This is a genomic window from Promicromonospora vindobonensis (assembly GCF_042685865.1).
GTDB classification, from domain to species: domain Bacteria; phylum Actinomycetota; class Actinomycetes; order Actinomycetales; family Cellulomonadaceae; genus Promicromonospora; species Promicromonospora vindobonensis.
In genome coordinates this window covers 2,057,020-2,077,866 of the sequence record NZ_JBHUOG010000002.1, presented here as the reverse complement: position 1 = coordinate 2,077,866, position 20,847 = coordinate 2,057,020, and the positions used below count along the sequence as shown (strand labels likewise).

Annotated in this window: 21 protein-coding genes and 1 tRNA gene; 12 read left to right on the top strand and 10 right to left on the bottom strand. The window is 71.1% G+C overall.

The window, feature by feature from the left end; translation table 11 throughout:
• The 3 genes from ACFS27_RS22550 to ACFS27_RS22535 are packed head-to-tail and all read right to left on the bottom strand — an operon-like array spanning position 1 to position 4,186.
• A complete protein-coding gene (locus tag ACFS27_RS22550) occupies positions 1-921 on the bottom strand; it encodes a carbohydrate ABC transporter permease (protein ID WP_377187799.1) in 921 nt (306 codons plus the stop codon).
• Positions 918-2,231 carry an ABC transporter substrate-binding protein gene (locus tag ACFS27_RS22545; RefSeq protein WP_449301750.1) on the bottom strand — a complete coding sequence of 438 codons (1,314 nt, stop codon included), beginning with the start codon at positions 2,229-2,231 and terminating at the stop codon, positions 918-920. Before ACFS27_RS22545 ends, ACFS27_RS22550 begins: the two co-directional genes overlap by 4 nt.
• A 29-nt stretch (positions 2,232-2,260) precedes the next feature.
• A complete protein-coding gene (locus ACFS27_RS22535) occupies positions 2,261-4,186 on the bottom strand; it encodes a glycoside hydrolase family 127 protein (protein ID WP_377187796.1) in 1,926 nt (641 codons plus the stop codon).
• 215 nt (positions 4,187-4,401) lie between these two features.
• Between ACFS27_RS22535 and ACFS27_RS22530 the strand changes: the two genes are divergently transcribed.
• From ACFS27_RS22530 to ACFS27_RS22490, 9 genes are all read left to right on the top strand, one after another.
• Positions 4,402-5,451: a LacI family DNA-binding transcriptional regulator gene (locus ACFS27_RS22530; protein ID WP_377187793.1), complete on the top strand. Its 1,050-nt coding sequence runs from the start codon at positions 4,402-4,404 to the stop codon at positions 5,449-5,451.
• A 145-nt stretch (positions 5,452-5,596) separates the two neighbouring features.
• Positions 5,597-6,247 (top strand): PAS and ANTAR domain-containing protein, encoded by a 651-nt coding sequence (locus tag ACFS27_RS22525; RefSeq protein WP_377187790.1) that lies wholly within the window; start codon positions 5,597-5,599, stop codon positions 6,245-6,247.
• Between the two features lie 146 nt (positions 6,248-6,393).
• Positions 6,394-7,080 (top strand): PAS and ANTAR domain-containing protein, encoded by a 687-nt coding sequence (locus tag ACFS27_RS22520; RefSeq protein ID WP_377187788.1) that lies wholly within the window; start codon positions 6,394-6,396, stop codon positions 7,078-7,080.
• A 161-nt stretch (positions 7,081-7,241) separates the two neighbouring features.
• Positions 7,242-7,315: transfer RNA gene (locus tag ACFS27_RS22515), tRNA-Pro, on the top strand.
• An 84-nt stretch (positions 7,316-7,399) separates the two neighbouring features.
• Entirely contained in the window at positions 7,400-8,188 is a 789-nt protein-coding gene (locus tag ACFS27_RS22510; protein ID WP_377187785.1) for an IclR family transcriptional regulator, read from the top strand.
• A 155-nt stretch (positions 8,189-8,343) separates the two neighbouring features.
• On the top strand, positions 8,344-9,678 hold the full coding sequence (locus tag ACFS27_RS22505; RefSeq protein WP_377187782.1) for an MFS transporter: 1,335 nt from the start codon (positions 8,344-8,346) through the stop codon (positions 9,676-9,678).
• A 37-nt stretch (positions 9,679-9,715) separates the two neighbouring features.
• On the top strand, positions 9,716-10,747 hold the full coding sequence (locus ACFS27_RS22500) for a zinc-dependent alcohol dehydrogenase (RefSeq protein ID WP_377187779.1): 1,032 nt from the start codon (positions 9,716-9,718) through the stop codon (positions 10,745-10,747).
• Between the two features lie 58 nt (positions 10,748-10,805).
• A complete protein-coding gene (rhmD, locus tag ACFS27_RS22495) occupies positions 10,806-11,978 on the top strand; it encodes an L-rhamnonate dehydratase (RefSeq protein WP_377187776.1) in 1,173 nt (390 codons plus the stop codon).
• A gap of 20 nt (positions 11,979-11,998) precedes the next feature.
• Entirely contained in the window at positions 11,999-12,865 is an 867-nt protein-coding gene (locus tag ACFS27_RS22490; protein WP_377187773.1) for a fumarylacetoacetate hydrolase family protein, read from the top strand.
• 107 nt (positions 12,866-12,972) lie between these two features.
• On the opposite strand, the gene ACFS27_RS22485 is transcribed toward ACFS27_RS22490, so the two are convergent.
• Positions 12,973-13,314, bottom strand: coding sequence for a MerR family transcriptional regulator (locus ACFS27_RS22485; RefSeq protein WP_377187770.1), 342 nt, complete (start codon positions 13,312-13,314; stop codon positions 12,973-12,975).
• Between the two features lie 57 nt (positions 13,315-13,371).
• Between ACFS27_RS22485 and ACFS27_RS22480 the strand changes: the two genes are divergently transcribed.
• The gene (locus tag ACFS27_RS22480; RefSeq protein ID WP_377187768.1) at positions 13,372-14,277 is read left to right on the top strand and encodes an alpha/beta hydrolase family esterase; all 906 of its coding nucleotides are present in this window, start codon (positions 13,372-13,374) and stop codon (positions 14,275-14,277) included.
• On the opposite strand, the gene ACFS27_RS22475 is transcribed toward ACFS27_RS22480, so the two are convergent.
• From ACFS27_RS22475 to ACFS27_RS22460, 4 genes are all read right to left on the bottom strand, one after another.
• On the bottom strand, positions 14,267-14,353 hold the full coding sequence (locus ACFS27_RS22475; RefSeq protein WP_377191134.1) for a CHRD domain-containing protein: 87 nt from the start codon (positions 14,351-14,353) through the stop codon (positions 14,267-14,269). The genes ACFS27_RS22480 and ACFS27_RS22475 overlap by 11 nt on opposite strands.
• Before the next feature lie 138 nt (positions 14,354-14,491).
• Positions 14,492-14,920, bottom strand: a complete 429-nt coding sequence (locus ACFS27_RS22470; protein WP_377187765.1) for a DoxX family protein — start codon at positions 14,918-14,920, stop codon at positions 14,492-14,494.
• A 66-nt stretch (positions 14,921-14,986) separates the two neighbouring features.
• A complete protein-coding gene (locus ACFS27_RS22465; RefSeq protein WP_377187762.1) occupies positions 14,987-16,531 on the bottom strand; it encodes an RNA polymerase sigma factor in 1,545 nt (514 codons plus the stop codon).
• 274 nt (positions 16,532-16,805) lie between these two features.
• Complete coding sequence (locus ACFS27_RS22460) at positions 16,806-16,925, bottom strand: alpha/beta fold hydrolase (protein WP_377187759.1); 120 nt, start codon at positions 16,923-16,925, stop codon at positions 16,806-16,808.
• A 119-nt stretch (positions 16,926-17,044) separates the two neighbouring features.
• Between ACFS27_RS22460 and ACFS27_RS22455 the strand changes: the two genes are divergently transcribed.
• Positions 17,045-17,548: a MerR family transcriptional regulator gene (locus tag ACFS27_RS22455; protein ID WP_377187756.1), complete on the top strand. Its 504-nt coding sequence runs from the start codon at positions 17,045-17,047 to the stop codon at positions 17,546-17,548.
• Positions 17,549-17,566: 18 nt separating this feature from the next.
• On the opposite strand, the gene ACFS27_RS22450 is transcribed toward ACFS27_RS22455, so the two are convergent.
• Positions 17,567-18,331 (bottom strand): aminoglycoside adenylyltransferase family protein, encoded by a 765-nt coding sequence (locus ACFS27_RS22450; protein ID WP_377187753.1) that lies wholly within the window; start codon positions 18,329-18,331, stop codon positions 17,567-17,569.
• Positions 18,332-18,517: 186 nt separating this feature from the next.
• On the opposite strand from ACFS27_RS22450, the gene ACFS27_RS22445 reads away from it, so the two are divergent.
• Complete coding sequence (locus tag ACFS27_RS22445; protein ID WP_377187751.1) at positions 18,518-19,696, top strand: alpha/beta hydrolase family protein; 1,179 nt, start codon at positions 18,518-18,520, stop codon at positions 19,694-19,696.
• 144 nt (positions 19,697-19,840) lie between these two features.
• On the opposite strand, the gene ACFS27_RS22440 is transcribed toward ACFS27_RS22445, so the two are convergent.
• On the bottom strand, positions 19,841-20,734 hold the full coding sequence (locus ACFS27_RS22440; RefSeq protein WP_377187748.1) for an SMP-30/gluconolactonase/LRE family protein: 894 nt from the start codon (positions 20,732-20,734) through the stop codon (positions 19,841-19,843).
• Between the last annotated feature and the right edge of the window lie 113 nt (positions 20,735-20,847).

Here is a 20,847-nt window from a genome sequence, read left to right as displayed (position 1 = left end):
TCAGCTCCTCTCCCGCAGCAGCCAGAACTGGGCCGCGGTGACCAGACCGGTGATGACGACCAGGACGAGCGACATCGCGGTGGCGGCGCCCAGCTGGAGCTGGACGAAGGCCCGCCGGTAGATGGCCATGACGATCGTCGTCGTGTCCGAACCCGGCCCGCCCTGCGTCAGGATGTAGAACTGTGTGAACGCCAGGAACGACCCGATGACCGACAGGATCACGGTCATCGCGATCGTCCGGCGCAGCATCGGCACCGTGATCTGCACCTCCCGCTGCCACCACGAGGCGCCGTCCATCTCCGCGGACTCGTAGACCTCGCGCGGGATGCCCTGCATGCCGGACATCAGCAGCACCATCGTCAGGCCCGAGGCGCCCCAGACGACCATGACGCACAGCAGGCCCGTGGCCAGCGGCCCGTTGACGAGCCACGCCGTCGAACCGTCGGTGATGCCGAGCCACTTGAGCGCCACGTTCACCATCCCGCTGTTGGGCTGGGCCTCCAGCAGCATGAGGAAGCTGAGCGTCGTCAGGCCGATGACGAACGGGACGAAGAAGATGGTGCGCAGCAGCGTCGCGCCCCGCCGGTTCGACCGGACCAGCACGGCGAGCCCGTACCCGACCAGCAGGATCGGCAGCGTGACGATCGCCGTGTAGAGCAGGGTGTAGCCGAGCGCGTCCCAGAACGTCGGGTCGGCGAGCACCGAGGCGTAGTTGTCGAACCCGATGAAGCGGTAGTCGCCGATGAGCGGGAAGTTCGTCAGCGAGATGTAGCCCGCCACCACGAGCGGCACGAACACGAAGACGACGACGAGGGCGACCGCCGGCGTGATGAGCGCCAGGCCGGTGCGCCGCGGGTGCGTGAGGGTGCCGCGCCGCGGGTCGCGCATCTGGCCCGGGGCCTTGGCCGCGTGCCCGCTCATGCCTGGGCCTGCTTCAGGATCCGGTCGTACGTGGACTGGGCCTCCTGCATCGCTGCATCGACCTCCCCGTCGAAGACGGCAGAGCGGAACATGCGCAACCACGGTCCGTCCTGCTGGTTGTAGATCAGGTTGTAGGCGAGTGTCGTCGGCGCGTAGCCGGTGTCCAACGACTCCAGCGGCGGGACGACGAACGGGTAGCTCTCCCGGAACTCCGGCGTGACGACGTCGGAGCGGACGGGGGAGTAGAAGCCCTCCGGCATCCGCGACTGCTGCTCGACGGACACGGCGAACCTCATGAACTCCCACGCCGCCGACGGGTTCCGCGCGCCGTTGAGCATGCAGAGGTTGTCGCCACCGTCGAAGAACGCCCGCCCGCCGTCCGGGCCGGGCAGGAGCACCACCTGCGTGCGGTCCAGCAGCTCCTGCTCGGCATTCGGCACGACGACGCCGTAGCCGGCCGGGAACATCCCGAGCCGTCCGGCGGTGTAGTCGGCCGACCAGCGGGAGGCGTCGTCGGCGAAGCTGCCCGGCGGGACCAGCTGCTCCGCCCACAGCGTGCGCTCGAGGTCGAGCGTGCGGCGCAGGGCGTCGTTGCCGACGATGTCGCCGCGCTGGCTGCCGACCTCGCCCTGGATGAGGTCGCGGCCGGTCGCCCAGACGTGCGGCTGGACGGTGAACCCGAGCGCGCCCGAGGCGTTGCCCGGGAACGACCAGCCGTAGACGCCGTCGTCCAGACCGGTGATGGCGCGGGCCGCGTCCAGGATCCCGGCGAAGTCCGCCGTCGACTGCGCGACGTCGAGACCGGCCCGCTCGAACAGCTCGGTGTTGCAGAACAGCACCGAGAAGTCCCCGATGAACGGCAGGCCGTAGTGGCGCCCGTCCTTGGTGCTCAGCGCGAGGTGGCCCGGGCTCAGCGCGTCCCCGATGCCGAGGTCCTCGATGAGCGGCGTGAGGTCCGTGAACGCGTCGCGGTAGGCGAACATCGTGGAGTAGATGTCGTCGATGTCGACGACGTCGGGCACGCGCCCGCCGCGGATCGCTGTCGCGAGTTTGGTGACGTACTGCCCGTTCTGGATCGGGGTCAGCGTCACCCGGATCCGGTCCTGGGCCTGGTGGAACGCGTCGACGACGGCCTGCGTGCCGTTCACCGTGTCCGACCGGCACCACAGGTTGAGCGTCCCGCTCGCGTTCTCGCCGAAGCCGGCGGCCTCGACGTCGGGCGGGCGCAGCGTCCCGCCGCAGCCGGCGAGCGCGGCTGTCGCCGTCGCCGCGCCGGCCAGTGCGAGCAGCTGGCGTCTGGTGAGCTCCATCGCTCTCCTCTCCCTTGCCTCTCGGTGGGTCAGAGGGTGGGGACCCAGACCCGCATCGCCTGCGGGCCGCGGTTGGCCCACGCGTAGTACGGCACCGCCGTGAGCGTCACCTCACGGCCGGCGGCCGGGGCCGCCTCCGTGACAGACCGGTACGGCGTCGTCGCCTCCTCGTCAGGTCCGGGCACGACGGCGCCGCGGGCTCGCACCACCGTCACACCGCCCAGGAGGTCCGGGCGGAACTCGTCGGACAGAGCACCGGCGACGTCGATCCGCAGGTCGTCGACGACCGCGCCGTCCTCCTGGTCCGGCTGCTCCAGCGCGTACACCAGCGGCCCGCGCTCGATCGCGACACAGCCCCGGACGGCGTCGACGCGGGGGTCGGCGACGGTGAGGCGCGGTGTCATCGGCAGGTCGAGCACCACGGTGTCGCCGGCCGCGAACCGGCGCGTGAGCCGCGCGTACGTGCCGGCGGTCGCGGGCTCGCCGTCGACGGTGGCGCCGTCGGCCCAGGCGGGGACCCGGAGCGCGAGGGTCGTCTCGCCGTCGGGCGCCTCCTCGACGTGGAGCGCGATGCGGCCCTCGTCCGGGTAGCGGGTCTCCACGCGCAGGCGCAGCGTGCCGCCGTCGAGCGGGGCCGTGACCGTGCCGGGCGCGTACTGGTGGAGCTGGAGACTCGGCCCGTCCGCCGTGGCGAGGTAGCCGGTCAGGCTGGAGACCGTGCGCATGATGTTCGGCGGGCAGCACGCGCAGTCGAACCAGCTGCGGCGGCCGTGGGCCGGGCTGCGGTTCTCGTCGGCGTGGGCGTCGCTGCGCAGCTGGAGCGGGTTCACGTAGAAGTACTCGGTGCCGCTGAGGGAGACGCCGGCGAGGAACCCGTTGAAGAGCATCCGCTCGATCTGGTCGGCGTACCGGGCCTCGCCCGTGGCGAGCAGCATGCGCCACGCCCACTGGACGCCGCCGATCGCGGCGCACGTCTCGGCGTACCCGCGGTCGGTCGGGAGCTCGTACGGGTCGCCGAACGCCTCGCCTTCCCAGCGCGACCCGAGGCCGCCCGTGACGTACTGCTTCTCGCGCTCCATGGAGCGGTACTGGGTGTCGAGCGCGGCGAGGAGCTCGGCGTCGCCGGTCTCGATGGCGACGTCGGCCGCGCCCGCGCTGAGGTACACCGCACGTACTGCGTGCCCCTCGACCGTGGTGGCCTCGCGCACCCGGACCCGGTCCGAGTAGTACGTCGGCCCGTGGCCGTGGGCCTCGATGATGCCCGTGCCGCGTGCCTCGACGAACCACCGAGCCAGGTCGAGGTACGCGCGCGTGCCTGTCTCCCGGTACAGCTCGACGAGGCCCATCTCGACGACGGGGTGGCCGTCCACCTCGCGGAGCTGGCCCTCACCGTCGCCGAAGGTCGCGACCTGGTGGTCGGCGAGCCGCACGGCGACGTCGAGCAGCTCACGGTGGCCCGTCGCGCGCACCTGGGCGACCGCCGCCTGGAACAGGTGACCCGCGCAGTACAGCTCGTGGCTCCAGGGCAGGTCGCTGTAGCGGGGCACCTTGCGGAGCATGGGTACGGAGTCGAGATAGCCGTCGTCGGCCTGCGCGGCCGCGAGCAGCGCGGTGACCCGCAGCTGGTCGGCGAGGAGCTGCTCGTCGGGTTCGCGGGCGTACTCCCAGGCGGCCGCCTCGAGCCACTTGTGGACGTCCGAGTCGGCGAAGATCGGGCCGATCGCCTCGCCCTCGGCCTCGCCCGCGGCGATCTCCAGGTTGCGCAGGTTGCCGGCCTTGGCGAGCTGTTCGAGGCCCTCGGGGATCGCGGCGGACCGGTTCACATCGGCGGTGCGGCGCCACAGCCCCGCATCGATGGTCGCCTGCCCGACGGCGAGCGGACGCAGCAGGACGCGGGCGTCGCTGGAGGGCTCGGCAGGGCCCCGGGTGGTGCCACTGGGGGTCACGGTCGTCATCAGCTCTCCTTTGAGACGGAAATCAGGAATCCGATTTCCTGATCGTACGGACCGGTCGCCGCCAGCGTCAAAGGTCTGGGCGAGATCAGGCCAAAAGTCGCTGCTGAACTGGGCGGCGAGGTACGCTGGTGCTCGTTCCTCCGCGGCTGGACGGGTCGTGGCGGGCGCTACTGACGGAAAATTCAGAAACAACGAGGCCAGGAGGCTGGTGCGTGATGGAGCGGGGATCGGTCGTGCGGATCACCGACGTGGCGGCCCTGGCGGGGGTGGCGCCGAGCACGGTGTCCAAGGCGCTCAACGGCAACGGCTCCCTGCGGGAGAGCACCCGGGCACGCGTGCGCGAGGCCGCCGAACGGCTCGGCTTCGTGCCCGATGCCAGCGCGCGCTCGCTGTCGGCCCGGCGCAGCTTCACGGTGGGCCTCCTGAGCACCGACTCCGCCGGCCGGTTCTCGCTGCCCGTGGTGCTCGGCGCGGAGAACGCCCTGGTCGGCGGTGAGCTCTCGGCGCTGCTCGCGACTGCCCGCCACGATCCGGTGCGCGAGCAGCACCACGTGCGCGCGCTCGTGGCCCGGCGGGTCGACGGGATCATCGTCACCGGCCGCACCACCGAACCCCGCGAGCCGATCCGGGTCCCGATGCCAGTGGTGTACGCGTTCGCGCCGTCCACCGACCCTGACGACGCCTCCGTGGTGCCCGACGACGCCGCCGGCATGCGGCTCCTCGTCGACCATCTCGTCGAGCGCGGCCGCCGTCGGATCGCCTACGTGGGCGGACGGGCCGAGCAGGCGGCCTCCCTGGTGCGACACGACACCCTCGTCGCGGAGCTCGGGTCGCGCGGGCTGCAGCTCGCAGGGCCGCCGCTGTACGGCGACTGGTCGGAGCAGTGGGGGCGGCGCGCCGTCGACCTGGTGCTGGGGCCGGCGGGGGGTTCGGCCGGTGGACGTTCCGAGGGCGGAGCCGGGGGAGCAGGCGACGTGGACGCGATCGTGTTCGCCTCCGACCAGCTCGCACGCGGCGGCTGCGACCGCCTCCGGGAGCGCGGCCTACGGGTGCCCGACGAGGTCGCCGTGACCGGCTACGACGACTGGGAGGTCATGTCGCTGGCGAGCCGGCCCCCGCTGACCACCGTGGACATGCAGCTCGAACGGCTCGGGCAGCGTGCTGCCGAGCTGCTGATCGCGGCGATCGAGGGGGAGCCGGCACGTGGCGTCGAGCGGCTGGCGCCGCGGCTGGTGGTGCGCGCCTCGACGCTGGGGGACGGGTAGCGCCGCAGGTCCAGATTCGCGGTGAGCTTCGGGTCAGGTAGAGGATTTTCGGCTCGGGGCTTTCGGCGGAGACGCTTGGGGGATACGGTCAGGGGGAGTCAGGCAGCGGCTCATCGGCGCAGGTAGCGACGAGGAAGGCCGCTGCATGACCGCAGAACCAACGAATACCGGGCGTGCTCTCACGCCCGGCACGAACCACCTCACGGGGCGTTACCGGTACGACCTGGCCACGCAGCAGTGGTGGTGGTCGGACGAGACGTTCCGCATCCACGGCTTCGAGCCCGGTGACGTGGTGCCGACCATGACGCTCGTCCTGGCGCACAAGCACCCGGACGACCGCCCGCGCGTGTCGCGGATGTTCGAGGGCGCCGCGGTGACGGGTGCGCCGTTCAGCAGCGTCCACCGCATCATGGACGCCCGTGGCAGGGAGCGGACGCTGACGGTGGTCGGGCAGGGGCGGCTCGATCCCGAGACGCGCCATGTGTGCGAGCTGGTGGGCTACTTCGTCGATGTCACCGCTGCGGTCCAGACACGGGCCGACAGGGTGGCATCGGCGTCCATCCGCGCATCCGCCGCGACACGCGCTCCCATCGAACAGGCGAAGGGCATCATCGCGTTCGTCCTGGACATCGACGTCGACGAGGCGTTCGAGCGGCTGCGCAGATCCTCCAACCACACGAACGTCGCAGTACGCGACGTCGCGCGGGGGATCGTCGAGCTCGCCTCGACCGGCGGCTCCGCGGCGGACGTGGCCGAGATCCTGGGCGTTGCGGCGCCGGGAGCGCCTCGGCACTGATCGCGGGCCGCTACGGAGCCAGGCCGCGCCGCACCGGCACGGCCTGGCTCCGTAGCAACCTCCTGCGGCGCGATATTCTGGGCTGCACCAGGTCCTGGGTCCCGCACCAGGGCATCGGCCGCACGACCTAGCCCCCGAGGACCTTCGTGACCACTGCACCCTCAGCCGGCCGATCGCCGCTGGAGAACGAGCTCGAGAAGGCGCTCGCCGGAGGCCTCAAGCCGCCGGTCGGGCGATACCAGCTGGACCTGGCGACGGGTAGCTGGGAGTGGTCCCACGAGGTGTACGAGATGCACGGCTTCGAGCCGGGCGAGATCGTGCCGACGACGCCACTCATCCTGTCGCACAAGCACCCCGACGACCGCGACCGGGTCGACGGCGTCCTGCGGCGTGCTGCCGAGACCGGGGAGCCGTTCAGCTCGGTGCACCGCATCCTGGATGCCAAGGGCAGGGCCCGCACCCTGGCCGTGACCGGTCAAGGCCGGCGTGCCTTCGCGACTGGCCGCGTGACCGAGCTGTTCGGGTACTTCATCGACGTCACGGAGGTGCAGCGGGAGGCCGCAGCACGCGAGGCGACGGCGTCCATCAAGGCGTCGGCCGAGCAGTGGTCGGGCATCGAGCAGGCCAAGGGCGTGCTCATGGTGATCTACGGGATCGAGGACGAAGCGGCGATGAGCGTGCTGCGCGAGGCGTCCAACCGGTCGAACGTCGCCGTCCGGGACATCGCCTACTCGCTGGTGCACCTGTTCTCTGGTTCGGACGTCACCGTGGTCCCGACCAAGGACGCGATCGAGACGTTTCTCGCCGACCCGATCCCGCCGGACGATCTCTGACGCCTGGCGGTCACGGCCCGGCCTGCGGCACTGGGTGCAGGGCCGAGCCGCCGCAGGGGGCGGAATGAGCCGGACCTACCTGTGTGGATCCGTTACGATCTGTACTACGTGCGTACGGAGTGTTCGCGCGGGTCACGCGGACGTACGGCATCCGTGGACGACGGGCTGTGGCGCAGCTTGGTAGCGCATCTGCTTTGGGAGCAGAGGGTCGCTGGTTCGAATCCAGTCAGCCCGACACATCTGGCCTGGTGAGCCTCTGGTTCGCCAGGCCAGAACTGGTGTCGGCACCGTGACCCACGCGGGCAGTTACGATCGCCAGATGGCGCGCGACGTGGTCCCGAACGATGTGGCTCCCGTGAAGTCGGCGGCCCGGGCACTCGAGATCGTCGAGTACGTCGCGGCCTCCGGCTCGGTCAGCTTCAACGACATCGTCGCCCGGCTCGGCCTGCCGAAGTCGAGTGCGCACGGCCTGCTTCGCACGCTGGAGGCCGAGGGCTGGATCTCGCAGGAGGCGGTGTCGCGCCGGTTCGCGCTGGGCCTGAAGGTCTGGCAGCTCGGGCAGCGGTACGACGGGCATCGCGGGCTCGCCGAGTCCGCGGAGCCGGTCATGGACGCGCTCACTCGCAAGACCGGGGAGACGGTGCAGCTCGCCCGGCTCGACGGCGTCGAGAACGTCTACATCGCGATCAGCCCTTCGCCGAACCCGATGCGGATGGTGTCGACGGTCGGCATGCGGCTCCACGCGCACGCGACGGGCATCGGCAAGGCGCTGCTCAGCACGCTCGAGCCCGACGACGCCCGGCGTCGCCTCTCGGAGGTGGTGCTGCCGAGGCTCACGCAGCACACCGTCACCGACGTCGACGAGCTCATGAAGGTCCTCGAGCGAACGTCCGACGTCGGCTACGCCGTCGACGACGAGGAGTTCGTCGAGGGCTGTCGCTGTGTCGCGGTGCCGCTCACGTGGGAGCGGGAGACAGGGATCGCTGCGGCGCTCAGCATCACGCTGCCGACCCAGCGGACGCCGTCCGGCTGGCCGTTGACGTTCTACGCCTCGCTCGCCCAGGCCGCGATCGATATCCGCGCCGCGATCGGCCTTCCCACACGCTGAATCACAGGACCGGGCCGCTGAGCACGAGCGGTCGGGCATGTTTGACGTGCCCGTGGGTGCATGCCATACTCCACCGGCTTTCACCCACATGAACCCTAGTTCATCCACATGAACTAGATCGGGACCGTCCATCCGCGACATCAACGGAGATCGTCATGGCACAGCCCTCAGTCGAGTCGCAGGCGCACTCACAGGCCACTGCGCGCATCGTGCGCAGGGTCACGAGACGCCTGCTGCCGATCCTTCTGCTCATGTACATCCTGGCCTTCCTCGACCGCTCGAACCTCGGGTTCGCGAAGGACGCCTTCCAGGCGGACACGGGTATCTCCGAGGCGGCGTACGCGCTCGGTGCGGGAATCTTCTTCCTCGGGTACGCGGTCTTCGAGGTGCCCAGCAACCTGATCATGCGACGCGTGGGCGCGAAGGCGTGGCTCGCACGCATCATGATCAGCTGGGGCATCGTCTCCGCGCTGATGATGTTCGCGCACAACGAGGCGACGTTCTACGTGCTCCGCGTCCTGCTCGGCATCACGGAGGCCGGCTTCTTCCCCGGGGTGATCCTCTACCTCACGTACTGGATCCCCGTGCAGCACCGGGCTCGCGTGAACGGCTACTTCTACTTCGGCGCACCGCTGGCCTTCATCCTCGGTGGCCCGATGTCAGGGTTGCTGCTCGACCTGGACGGGTTCGGCGGCCTGCACGGCTGGCAGCTCATGTTCCTGGTGACCGGGGCGCTGACGGTGCTCATCGGCTTCGTCGTCATCGCGTTCCTCGACGACGGGCCCGCCGACGCGCGCTGGTTGTCCGACGAAGACCGAGCATCGCTGGTGGCCGCGCTGGAGTCCGAGGACCGCGACAAGTCGGAGCACTCGCCCCGCGGTGCGCTGCGCGCGCTCACCAGCCCGGTCGTGCTGTTCTTCTGCCTGATCTACTGCACCATCCAGGCGAGCGTGTACGGCGTGAGCTTCTACCTGCCCACCCAGGTCTCGGCGCTCGTCGGCCAGGACGTCGGCCTCCGCGTCGGGCTGCTCACGGCCATCCCGTGGGTGGCGGCGGTGGTCGCCACGTTCCTGCTCACGCGGCTCGCAGACCGCACCGGTCGCCGCCGCGAGATCGCGGCGGCCGCGCTCGCCGCCGCCGGCGTCGGGATGGGCGCGTCCGTGCTCTTCGAGAGCCCGGTCCTCGCGCTCGCCGGCCTGTCGATCGGTGCGGCGGGGTTCATCTCGGTGCAGCCGATCTTCTGGACCCTGCCGACGTCGTTCCTCATCGGTGCCGCCGCGGCATCGGGGATCGCGCTGATCAACGCGGTGGGCAGCCTGGGCGGCTTCATCGCCCCGGTCCTGAAGACCGCGGTCGACGAACGGCTCGGCGACGGGGCGGGGATGCTCGTGCTCGGCGGCATCGCGCTCCTCGGGTCGGTGCTGATCCTGCTGGCCAAGCGGCTCAGCCGCGGGGCCGTCGAGATCGCAGAGCGTACAGCGGCGCACTGAGCGTGCCCGTTCGGAAGACGAGAGAAGGGGACGACACATGCGTGCACTCGTGCTGGAGCGGATCGGGTACCTGGAGGTCCAGGAGCGGCCCGACACCCAGGCCGGAGAAGGGCAGGTGCTGATCCGTGTGCAGGCGACCGGCATCTGCGGGTCGGACGTCCACGGCTACACGGGCGAGAACGGCCGGCGCCACCCGGGGCAGGTCATGGGGCACGAGAGCTCCGGCGTCGTCGCCGCCCTCGGCGCGGGTGCCGAGGAGTCCGGGCTGGAGGTCGGTGACCCCGTGACGTTCAACCCCGTCGTCATCCCGCAGAGCGACGTGGGGGAGTACGCCGGGCGCGAGCAGATGAGCCCGGACAAGCGCGTGATCGGCGTCGACCCGACCTGGGTCTCGTCGTTCGCGGAGCTCGTCGCCGTCCCCGTGCGCAACGTGGTGCCGCTCCCCGCCGGCCTGCCGATCGAGCACGGGGCGCTGATCGAGCCGCTCGCCGTCGCCGTCCACGCCGTGCGGCGCGCCGGGGTCACGGCGGGGCAGCGCGTCCTCGTCACCGGCGGCGGCCCGATCGGCCAGTCCCTCGTGCTGGCGCTGCGCATGGCCGACGCCGGCCCCGTCGTCGTCACCGAGGTCGACCCCGGCCGCCGCGCGCTCGTGGAACGCATCGGCGCCCGCACCGTCGACGGCAGCGCGCACGACGCCGTCGAACAGGCCCAGGCGCTCGCGGGAGGCCCGTTCGACGCGGCGATCGACGCCGTCGGCATCGAACCAACGGTCGCGACCGCCCTACGTGCCACCCGCATCGGGGCGACCGTGTGCCTGGTCGGCATGGGCGCGCCCCGGCTCACGCTCGACGCCTTCCTCGTCAGCACCGCGGAACGCACCCTGGTCGGCAGCTTCACCTACAGCGCCGCCGACTTCCGGGACGCCGCCGCCTGGATCGGTACCGCCGGCGACGTCGCCTCCGCTCTCATCTCGGTGCAGGTGCCGCTCTCGGAGGGACCGGCCGCGTTCGAGCGGCTCGCCGGCGGCACGGGCGCCGCCGGCAAGGTGATCGTGCGCCTCGACCGCTGACCTGCCCGACCCTGTCAACCGCCCCGAGGGGCCGCATCCGTCAAGGAGACTTATCACGATGCAGCACACCATCCGAGAGGTCCGCGCCTTCGTCGTCCGCGGCAAGGGCGCCGACTATCACGACCAGGGCGGCAAGCACTGGATCGACGACCACATCGCCACACCCATGTCGGGGTACCCCGAGTACCGGCAGTCGCGGCAGAGCTTCGGCATCAACGTGCTCGGTACGCTCGTCATCGAGATCGAGGCCGACGACGGCACCGTGGGCTTCGCCGTCACCACCGGCGGAGAGATCGGCGCGTGGATCGTCGAGAACCACCTCGCGCGCTTCCTCGAAGGACGCCCGGTCACCGACATCGAGCGCATCTGGGACCAGATGTACCGGTCGACGCTGTACTACGGCCGCCGCGGGATCGTGCTCAACACGATCAGCGGGATCGACCTCGCGCTGTACGACCTGCTCGGCCGCCTGCGACAGGAGCCCGTCTACGCCCTCCTCGGCGGGCCGGTCCGCGACGAGCTCCAGTTCTACGCGACCGGCGCACGCCCCGACATCGCCCAGCAGCTCGGCTTCATCGGCGGCAAGATGCCGCTGCACCACGGACCCGCCGAGGGCGAGGACGGGCTGGAGCGCAACATCGCGCTGCTCGCCGACATGCGCGAGAAGGTCGGCCCGAACTTCTGGCTGATGTACGACTGCTGGATGTCGCTCGACGTCGAGTACGCCACCCGCCTCGCACACCGCGCCGCCGACCTCGGCCTGAAGTGGATCGAGGAGGCGCTCATCCCCGACGACTACTGGGGGTACGCACAGCTCAAGAAGCAGCTCCCGCCCGGCATGCTGATGACGACGGGCGAGCACGAGGCCACCCGCTGGGGCTTTCGGCAGCTGCTCGAGACCGGCGTCGACATCATCCAGCCCGACGTCGGATGGTGCGGCGGCATCACCGAGCTGATCAAGATCTCGGCGCTCGCCGACGCGCACGGCACCCTGGTGGTGCCCCACGGATCCTCTGTGTACTCCTACCACTTCGTCGTCACGCGCACGAACAGCCCGTTCGCGGAGTTCCTGATGATGCACGAGAGCGCAGAAGAGGTGGTACCCATGTTCTCGCCGCTCCTGCTGAACGAGCCGGTGCCGGTCAACGGCCGCCTGCGCGTGCCCGAGACACCGGGGTTCGGCGTCGAGCTGAACCCAGAGGTCGAGCGAACCCGCCCGTACACCCACTGATCCCTGAGACGAGGAACGGTATGCAATTCCAGCGACGCGGCGCCGCCGGCGCCGAGGTGCCGGTGCTCCTGCACCACGAGCGCTTCTACGACCTGCGCGGTGTGACGACGGACATCGACGGGGACTTCCTCGCCGGGGGAGGCCCAGGGCTGGCGCGGACCGCGCTCGCCCAGGGGACGCTCCCCGAGCTCGAGGGCGCCGCCGGCCTGCGCATCGGAGCGCCCATCGCGCGGCCGCAGGCAGTGCTGTGCATCGGCCAGAACTATGCCGCGCACGCGGCGGAGTCGGGGGCCGAGCCCCCGGCCGAGCCCATCCTGTTCTTCAAGCACCCCAACACGGTGGTGGGCCCGTTCGACGACGTCGCGGTGCCACCCGGGGCGCAGGCCGTGGACTGGGAGGTCGAGCTCGGCGTGGTCATCGGCGAGCGTGCTCGGTACCTGGGCTCGCCGCAGGAGGCGCTCCGCCACGTGGCCGGCTATGTGGTCAGCAACGACGTCTCCGAGCGCGACTGGCAGCTCCGCCACAGCGGCGGTCAGTGGTCAAAGGGCAAGAACGCCGAGACGTTCAACCCGCTCGGCCCGACGCTCGTGACCCCCGACGAGATCGACGACCCGCAGGCACTGCGTCTCTGGTCACGGGTCAACGGCGAGCACCGTCAGGACTCGAGCACCGCGGACATGATCTTCTCCGTCGCGCAGATCGTGCACCACCTCTCGCAGTACCTGGTGCTGGAGCCCGGCGACCTGATCAACACCGGTACGCCGGAGGGGGTCGCTCTGTCGGGGCGGTTCCCGTACCTGGGTGCGGGCGACGTCGTCGAGCTCGGCATCGAGCGTCTCGGCGAACAGCGGCAGAAGATGGTCGCGGCGGCCGACCACGACGGCTGAACGGTTCCGGTACGGAGCTCGCCCACCAGCATCGGTGCACGTCGGTGCTGGTGGGCTTCGTCGTACCCTGAGGCCGAGGCCGGTCCCGGCCTCCTGCCCCTACCGGCTCAGCGTTGATCGAGGAACTGCGTCAGCGCCTCGCGCGTCGTGGAGAGCTCCTGGATGCGCTCGTCGATGTCGTCCCGCATCGCGGCCACGCTCCCGCGTACCGCGTCACGGTCGACCTCGTCGTGCTGGCCGGTCGCGCACGGGAGGATCGCGAGCACCATCTCGCGGGAGAAGCCCAGCTGGAACATCGTCCGGACCGTGCGGACGACCTCGACGGCGTCCTCGTCGAAATGGCGGTACCCGTTCGCCGTGCGCGTGGACGTGACCAGCCCTTGCGCCTCGTAGTAGCGGAGCGACCGAGGGCTGACGCCGCTCCGGGCGCTGAGCTCACCGATGATCATCGCGGCTCCTGGCGAGGGGTTGACCTTGACATGATGTCAAAGTTTACGCTGCCAACCATGACCCTCACCACCGTGCCGATGAGCATCGACGTCGGCGGCCGCAGCCGCACCCTCAGCCTGGTGGAAGGCGCGGCCGCCCCCGGTCGGGCCCTGCTGCTCGTGTTCCACGGCTCCAAGCAGACAGGGGTCGCGCACCGTCGCTTCACCGGCGGCTCGTTCGACGCGCTGGCCGAGAGTGGCGCGGCCGTGGTCGCCTATCTCGACGGGTACCAGCGGAACTGGAACGACGCCCGGAAGGAGAGCGCGTTCCCGGCGCGGGTCGAGAACGTCGACGACGTCTCCTTCACCCGCCGCGTCATCGCCGACCTTGTCGCCTCGCACGACATCGATCCGCGCCGCGTGTACGCGGCGGGCTACTCCAACGGCGGCCAGATGGTCCTCCGGCTGCTCCACGAGGCGCCCGAGCTGTTCGCGGGGGTGGCGATCGTCGCAGCGACGATGCCGGTGCCGGAGAGCTTCCTCGCGCCGGCGTCCGACCCGGAACCGGTGCCCACGCCCGTGCTGCTGATCCACGGCACGAGGGACCCGGTGGTCCCCTACGAGGGCGGCCGGTTCCCTGCGTGGGTGCGCCGCTTCCTCAAGGTGGACGGGGTGGGCAGGTCGGCACCCGAGACGGCGCGGTACCTCGCGCGTCGTAACGGGATCCTGGGCGACCCGGTCGTCGCCGATCTCCCGACGGGCGGGCAGCACCGGGCGAGGACGTGGGTCGAGCAGACCGACTTCCGCGAGGAAGGCCGCCCACCGGTCCGTCTGCTGACGGTCCACGGCGGCGGTCACACGGTCCCAGGCCCTCGCCGCGCGCCGTTCGTCCTGGGCCGGACGGCGCAGGACATCTCGGCAGCGCCCCTCCTGGCCGAGTTCCTCGAGATCACGGCGAGCGGCGGCCGACGCCTCAGTGCGTGAGCTGCCCCCGGATCTCGCCCCCGGGGAACGTCGGCGTGTGCACGTTGACGTAGTAGTCGCGCGGTGAGTCGTCGATCGCGGCTCGTCTCGACCATACGTCCGTGCCGGGACCCGCACCAGGTACGGCCGCAGGTGGGCGGCGGCCTCCTCCGGGTCGGCGTGGGGCTGGTCCGAGCCGTCGTTCAGCAGGTCGACGAGGGTCTGGGCATGGCCCTCACGTCCGCTGCGGCGAGAAGAGCTGCTTCACGAGGTCGGGGTTGGCGAGGTAGGCCACGAGGGCGGCGAGCACCATGTGGAGCGGTGCCGATATCGAGTGGCCGAGCGGGTCCTGGTTGATCAGGTGGGTCAGGCTGCCGCCGGCGGTGATCGTGAACAGCATGGCGGCGCCGAGGAACCGCCACCGCGGGTCGAGCAGCAGCGCGGCGCCGACCAGCTCGCCGGTCGCCACGACGAACCGGAACCAGTCCGGGTAGCCCCAGCCGTCGAACTTCACCGCGTACGAGGGGCCGAAGAACGTCTCGCCCCAGTAGAACTTGGTCAGTGCTCCCATGGTGAAGGAGAGCACCATCCAGGCGAGCAGCACGCCGAGGGCGATGCGGCGCCAGGATCGCTGTGGCGTCGTGGTGGTCGTACGTGCGGTCATGGCGGCTCCTTGAGTAGACACCTCCTTGACACGTGGGCACGCAGGATCGTGACCAGCCCGGGCTGACTACGGCGTGGCGCTCCGTCGCCGCCGACGCCGCTTCAGTGCGACGCTGCCCAGCAGGGCGCCCGGCACGCTCGCCAGGCCGGGCACGGAGAACCAGCTCGTGGACTGCTTGCCGCGGTCCGGTCCGCGACCGTTGTCGCTGCCGGCGCCCTTTCCGTTGTTGCTGCCAGGCCCCTGGCCGTTGTTGCTGCCAGGACCCTGCCCGTTGTCCTTCGTCGGCCCCTTGCCGTTGGGGTTGTCCGGGTTGCCGGGCGGGCCGCCGGAATCCGCTGCGGGCGGCGGCGGCGTCGTCGCGGGCGGCGGCTCTGGTTCTGGCTCGGGCTCGGGTCGAGGAGCTGGGGCGGCCGGGGCAGGAGCGGGCTCCTGCGGGGCCGGACGCTCGGCGACGGGCGCCGGGTCCGGACGCGGTGCCGGCGCCGGCACCACGGGCGCGTCCTCCGGCTCGGGCTCCGGAGCGGGCACCTCGCGCTCGGGCGGCGGCACGGGGTCCGGTGCCGGGGCGGCGTCCTCCTTGGGAGTCGTCGCCGGGCGCGGCTGCGGGTCGGCCGGCGGGATCGACGGCGGCTTGTCCTGCGGGGCCGGCTCCGGCGGGTTCGGCGCACCGGGCGGCTCGGCGACGGTTCCGGTGTCCTGGATGGCCTGGACGGGTGGTTCGCTCTGGTTGGCGATCAGGGCCATGGCCCCGCCGCCGATCGCGAGGGCGGCCAGGACTCCGGCCGCGACCGCGGTCTCCTTCTTCCCGAACGACCGCGATTTGGCCCCGGCACCAGCGGTGCCAGTACCCGTGGTCCCGGTGCCGACGGCAGCGGTGCCGACGACGCCGGCACCGGCCGCCCCGGTGACCAGCCCGCCGGCGATGAGGTGCTGACCGAGGTCACGCAGCATCCAGGAGACCTCGCGCACGTCGATGAACGCACGCGTGCACTCCGCGCAGCCGTCCATGTGGACCTCCAGGCGCCGCTGCCGCCGGGGCAGCAGGCGTCCCTTGAGGTAGTCGTGCATCGCGGCGCGGGTGGTGCGGCACTCGGGCTCGTTGACGCCCTGGGCGTGCGCGGCGGCGAACGCGCCGGCGAGGCGTTCCTCGGCGCGGCGCAGCCGCATGGTCACGGCGTGGGGGCGCACGCCGAGGCCGCTCGCGATATCGGTGACGGCCTTGTCGTGGACGTGGCGTTCCAGGAGGATCTGCCGGTCGTCGTCGCCCAGGTCGGACAGGGCGGAGCGGAGCATGCTGACGTCGGCCTGACGTTCCGCGTCGAGCTCTGCACCGGCGACAGGGGGTGCCAGGCCGTCGAGGGTGTCGTCCTCGACGGGGCGGGTGCGTCCTGCTTCGCGGGTCATGGAGATGGCTTCGTTGACCGCTGCGCGCCGCCAGTAGGGGGCGGGGTCGTCGATGGTGGTGCCGGTGGACACGAGCCGGACCATCTTCTCCAGGGCGCGGCTGGCCGCTTCCTCTGCGTCGATGCCGGGCACGCGGGCAGCGACCGAACGCACGACGTTGGGACGATGCACGACCCAGTCGTCGACTCGCAGGTCGCTCGTGGTCACGCTGCCCTCCCGTCTACGCATCGCTGGTCGCTCGTGAAAGTGCTGGAACGCAGCAGTTCACAGCGAACTGTCGGCAGGGGATACGGGTTAAATAAGCCATGAGGAACCTTCGCGAGATATGCCCGAAATAACCCGGGCATTGCGGCGTTCCACCCGATCCCAACGCCCCTAGCATACGGAAAGTGCGTTCGGCCCTCCCCGAAGCGGAGATTGGAGGGTGCCGACAGCCCGTGGTATCAGCCGTTCACCATTCGGGCCGCCGGGTGAATACTCGTCATTCGCCGAAGAATCGCAGCAGCTCGGCGGTGACGAACTCGGGGTTCTCCTCGACGAGCCAGTGACCGGCGTCCGGCACGTCGACCGCTCGCACGATGTTGGTCAGGCGTGGAGCCACCGTGGCCCGGGACCGCGTCGAGCTGCCCTGCGCGGCCGTGTCCGCGGGGAACTGAGCGCGTACTGGAACGCCACCACGGCGGCTTGCGGCCAGTGCCCAGCGTGTGACTTCATGTCCACATGAAGTCAACCCCTGTTTCCGGCGACCAGCCGGTCTGGTCGGTGGGCGACCTGGCCGCCCGGTTCGGTCTGGAGACCCACGTGCTGCGTCACTGGGAGTCCATGGGCCTGCTCAGCCCCGCCCGGGACGGCGCCGGCCGCCGCCGGTACGGCGCCGACGACGCCTTCCGCGTCGCCACGATCATGCGGAGCAAGGCGGCAGGCATGAGCCTGGAGCAGATCCGCGTGCTGCTCGACGGCGGCGCCTACGACCGGCACGTGATCCTCGAGGCGCACATCGCCGACCTGGAGCAGCGCATGGCCGAGATGGAGCTGTCCCGCGAGATGACGCGCCATGCCCTCGGCTGCCGCGCCCACGACATCACCGCGTGCCCCCACTTCCGTTCGCACGTCCAGGACATCGTCGACGGCAGGGTCGGCCAGGGCCCGACCCTGGCGGAAACCCTGCGGGTCAGCCCGGACCAGGGGCTGGTGAGAGCGGTGCCGAGCGCCCGGCGCACCTGACCGACCGACGTCCTGCGGTCACTGCCGAGCCCGCGCGAGCCGCTCGATCTCGCCGCTCACCCGGTCCGCGTACGGGCGTACCCGGGCCAGCAGAGCGCTGCTCCAGGCCTCCTCGGCATAGGTGGCGCCGAGGTAGAGCCCGCGCGCGTGCTCGAGGACCGCGCGATGCTCGGGTGGCAGGTGCGGGAGGGCCCATTCTGCGGCGGCATCCTTCGACAGGATGCGGCCGGTCGCGAGGGTCGCCCAGACGCGGGCGAGGGTCAGCACGACGTTGCGCGCGTCGTCCGTCAGCTCGTCGAGCAGGCCGGGTAGTCCCGCGAGGCTCGCTCGCACGACGTCGGCGTGGGGTACGGGGTCGAGGACCTGCGCAGGAGCGGGCCCGGCCAGCGGACGGTCGCCGGCCAGAACCTGCGTGATCAGCACCGCGAGGTCGGGCATCGGCTCCCGCCGGGGGACGTGGCCGGCCTCGTGGTCGGGGCGTAGCCACTCGCCGTACATGAAGTCGCAGGTCGGCGGGTAGCGCCACGGCCGGACGTCGTCCTGGACCACCACCGCGAGCTCGACCGGGCGCGCGGCGTTCCGGGAGCCGGAGATGGCGAGGAGCGCACGGACGAGCGCGTGCCGCTCCTGGACGGTCAGGGTCCGCCGGGAGCAGACGAGCACGTCCACGTCGCTTGCGGGCTTCAGGCCGCCGGTCAGCGACGACCCGTGGAGGTAGGTGCCGATGGCCTCGGCCCCCAGGGCGTCGTCGACGAGTCGCGCGATCTCCTGGACCTGGTTCACCGTGCGAGTCTTTCCGATCCCCGGACGGCGCCGCACATCTTTATCGGGCCGGTCGGTGTGGGCGGCCCGATAAATCAGCGACAACCCCGATTCCTCCGACGACTCCGTTCAGGGGGTTCCCTGGTCTTCCCCTTGAACCGCCCGAGAACCCTTTCTTCGCTGGTCAGGCCGTGAAATAACCCAGGCATGAAGAAGCCCCAACGCCTGGTTCCGTCAGCCCTCCTCGCCGCTGTCCTCGTGGCCGGCGCAGCGGTCGCAGCGCCCAGCGCAGCGGCCGGCACGGTTCCCGCCCGCCCGGCGTCGGCCGGCGTTCCGTCGGCCGACGACGCTCAGCAGCTCGCCCTGCCCGAGCCCACCGGACCGTTCCCCGTCGGCATGGCGCCGGTCCACCTCGTCGACGAGGAGCGCGCGGACCCGTGGCGGCCCGAGGAGCACCGCGAGCTCATGGTGTCCCTCTGGTATCCGGCGGTGCCGCAGGGCGAGCCCGCGCCGTACACGACGGAGCCGGTCTCCGCGGCGATCATCGAGGCCTCGGGATTCCCCGTGGCGCCAGACCTCCTGACGACCGTCCGGACGCACTCCTACGACCGGGCCCGTGCGCTGCCAGGGAAGCGGCCGCTCGTGGTGCTGTCACCCGGTGCGGGCCTCAGCCGTGAGTCGCTGACGGCGCTGGCGGAGGAGCTCGCGTCCCGTGGCTACGTGGTGGCCGGAGTCGACCACACGTACGAGGCCCAGGGGGTGGAGTTCCCCGACGGCAGGGTCGCCGGCTGCCTGCTCTGCGAGCTGCCGTCGAGCAGAGAGCTCGGCGCGCAGGTCACCCGGGGGCGCGCCCTGGACATCAGCTTCGTGCTGGACGAGCTGACGCACGGCCGGACCTGGCGGCACGGGCCGACGATCGACGCGCGCCACATCGGCGTCGCCGGCCACTCGCTCGGTGGCTCGACCGCCGCGGCCCTGCTGGTCGACGACCCCCGGGTGGACGCAGGGGTCAACCTGGACGGCACGTTCCAGGTGGACTTCCCCGAGTCGGGGGAGGACGACGCGTTCCTCATGCTGGGCAAGGGCAACCACCACCTCGGCGGGGACGAGGGCGACGCGCCGAACTGGGCCGACAACCTCGCCCGGCTCGACGGCCCGAAGCTGTGGCTGCAGCTGCGCTACGCGAACCACGGGTCGTTCACCGACCAGATGCTGTTCCTCGAACAGCTGGGCCTGCCGGTCAGCGGCACGGTCGGCGGCGCCCGCGGCGTCGAGGTCACCACGGCCTACGTGGGCGCGTTCCTCGACCGTCACCTGAAGGGGAAGGACACCCCGCTCCTGGACGGTCCGTCAGCCGCGTACCCGGAGATCGTGTTCTGGGGCTGAGCCCTTCCGCGACTGGTCCGGATCACCGGCGGGACGCCGACGCCGGTGGGTGAGTAGCAAGTCCGCTTCGAGAATGCGATCTGGCATGGCCCAGACCACTTATCCAAGCCAGATCGCATTCTCGAAGAGGACCAATGACGCGACCTACCGGACGCCCGTCACGGTCACGCGGAGCGACAGCAGCAGGTTCGTCGCCGTCACGTACAGGACGTTCCGCTTGAGGCCGCCGAAGGTGAGGTTGGAGCACACCTCCGGCAGCAGCAGCTTGCCGAGCAGCGTGCCGTCCGGGTCGAAGCAGTGCAGACCGTCGTGGGCGGCCACCCAGAGCCTGCCGCCGTCGTCGACCCGGACGCCGTCGTAGCCGCCGGCGTCGGACGTCCCGAGCACCTCGCCGCCGGACAGCGACAGGTCAGGTCCGACGTCGAAGCGGCGCAGGTGCTGGTGGCGGGTGTCGACGATGTAGAGCGTCTGCTCGTCGGCGGAGAAGGCGAGGCCGTTGGGGCGCTCGAAGTCATCGGCGACCCGGGTGACCGAGCCGTCCAGGTCGCGGCGGTAGACGTGGCAGCCGTCGATCTCCGGCGTGGCACGGTGCCCCTCGTAGTCGTTGAGGATCCCGTAGGGCGGATCGGTGAACCAGACCGTCCCGTCGCTGCGCTCGACAACGTCGTTGGGGCTGTTGAACCGCTTGCCCTGCCACCGGTCGGCCAGCACGGTCACGGAACCGTCCGGCTCGGTGCGCGTGACCGCGCGGGTGCCCTGTTCGCACTGGACCATGCGTCCGGCCCGGTCGACGGTGCGGCCGTTGGCGTATCCGCCCGGGCTGCGCCAGACGCCGACCTGGCCGGTCGCCTCGTCGAGTGCCAGCACCCTGTCGTCGGGGATGTCGCTGAACAGCAGGGTGCGCCAGGCGGGCGAGTAGGCGGGTCCCTCGAGCCAGCTGCCCTCGTCGAAGAGCACCTTGACGTGCTCGTCCCCGTTGACCGCCGAGAAGCGCTCGTCGTGCCGCTCCCACTGGGCGCGGATCCTGGTGATGGTCATGGTCAAGCTCCTTGGCGCTCGGGTTCGCCGTCCCCGTGGACGCGACGTGGACATCATGCCGCCTGCCTCAGTTCTGCGTTGTCTGTGCAACTTGACTGCTTGATTCGCGCAGC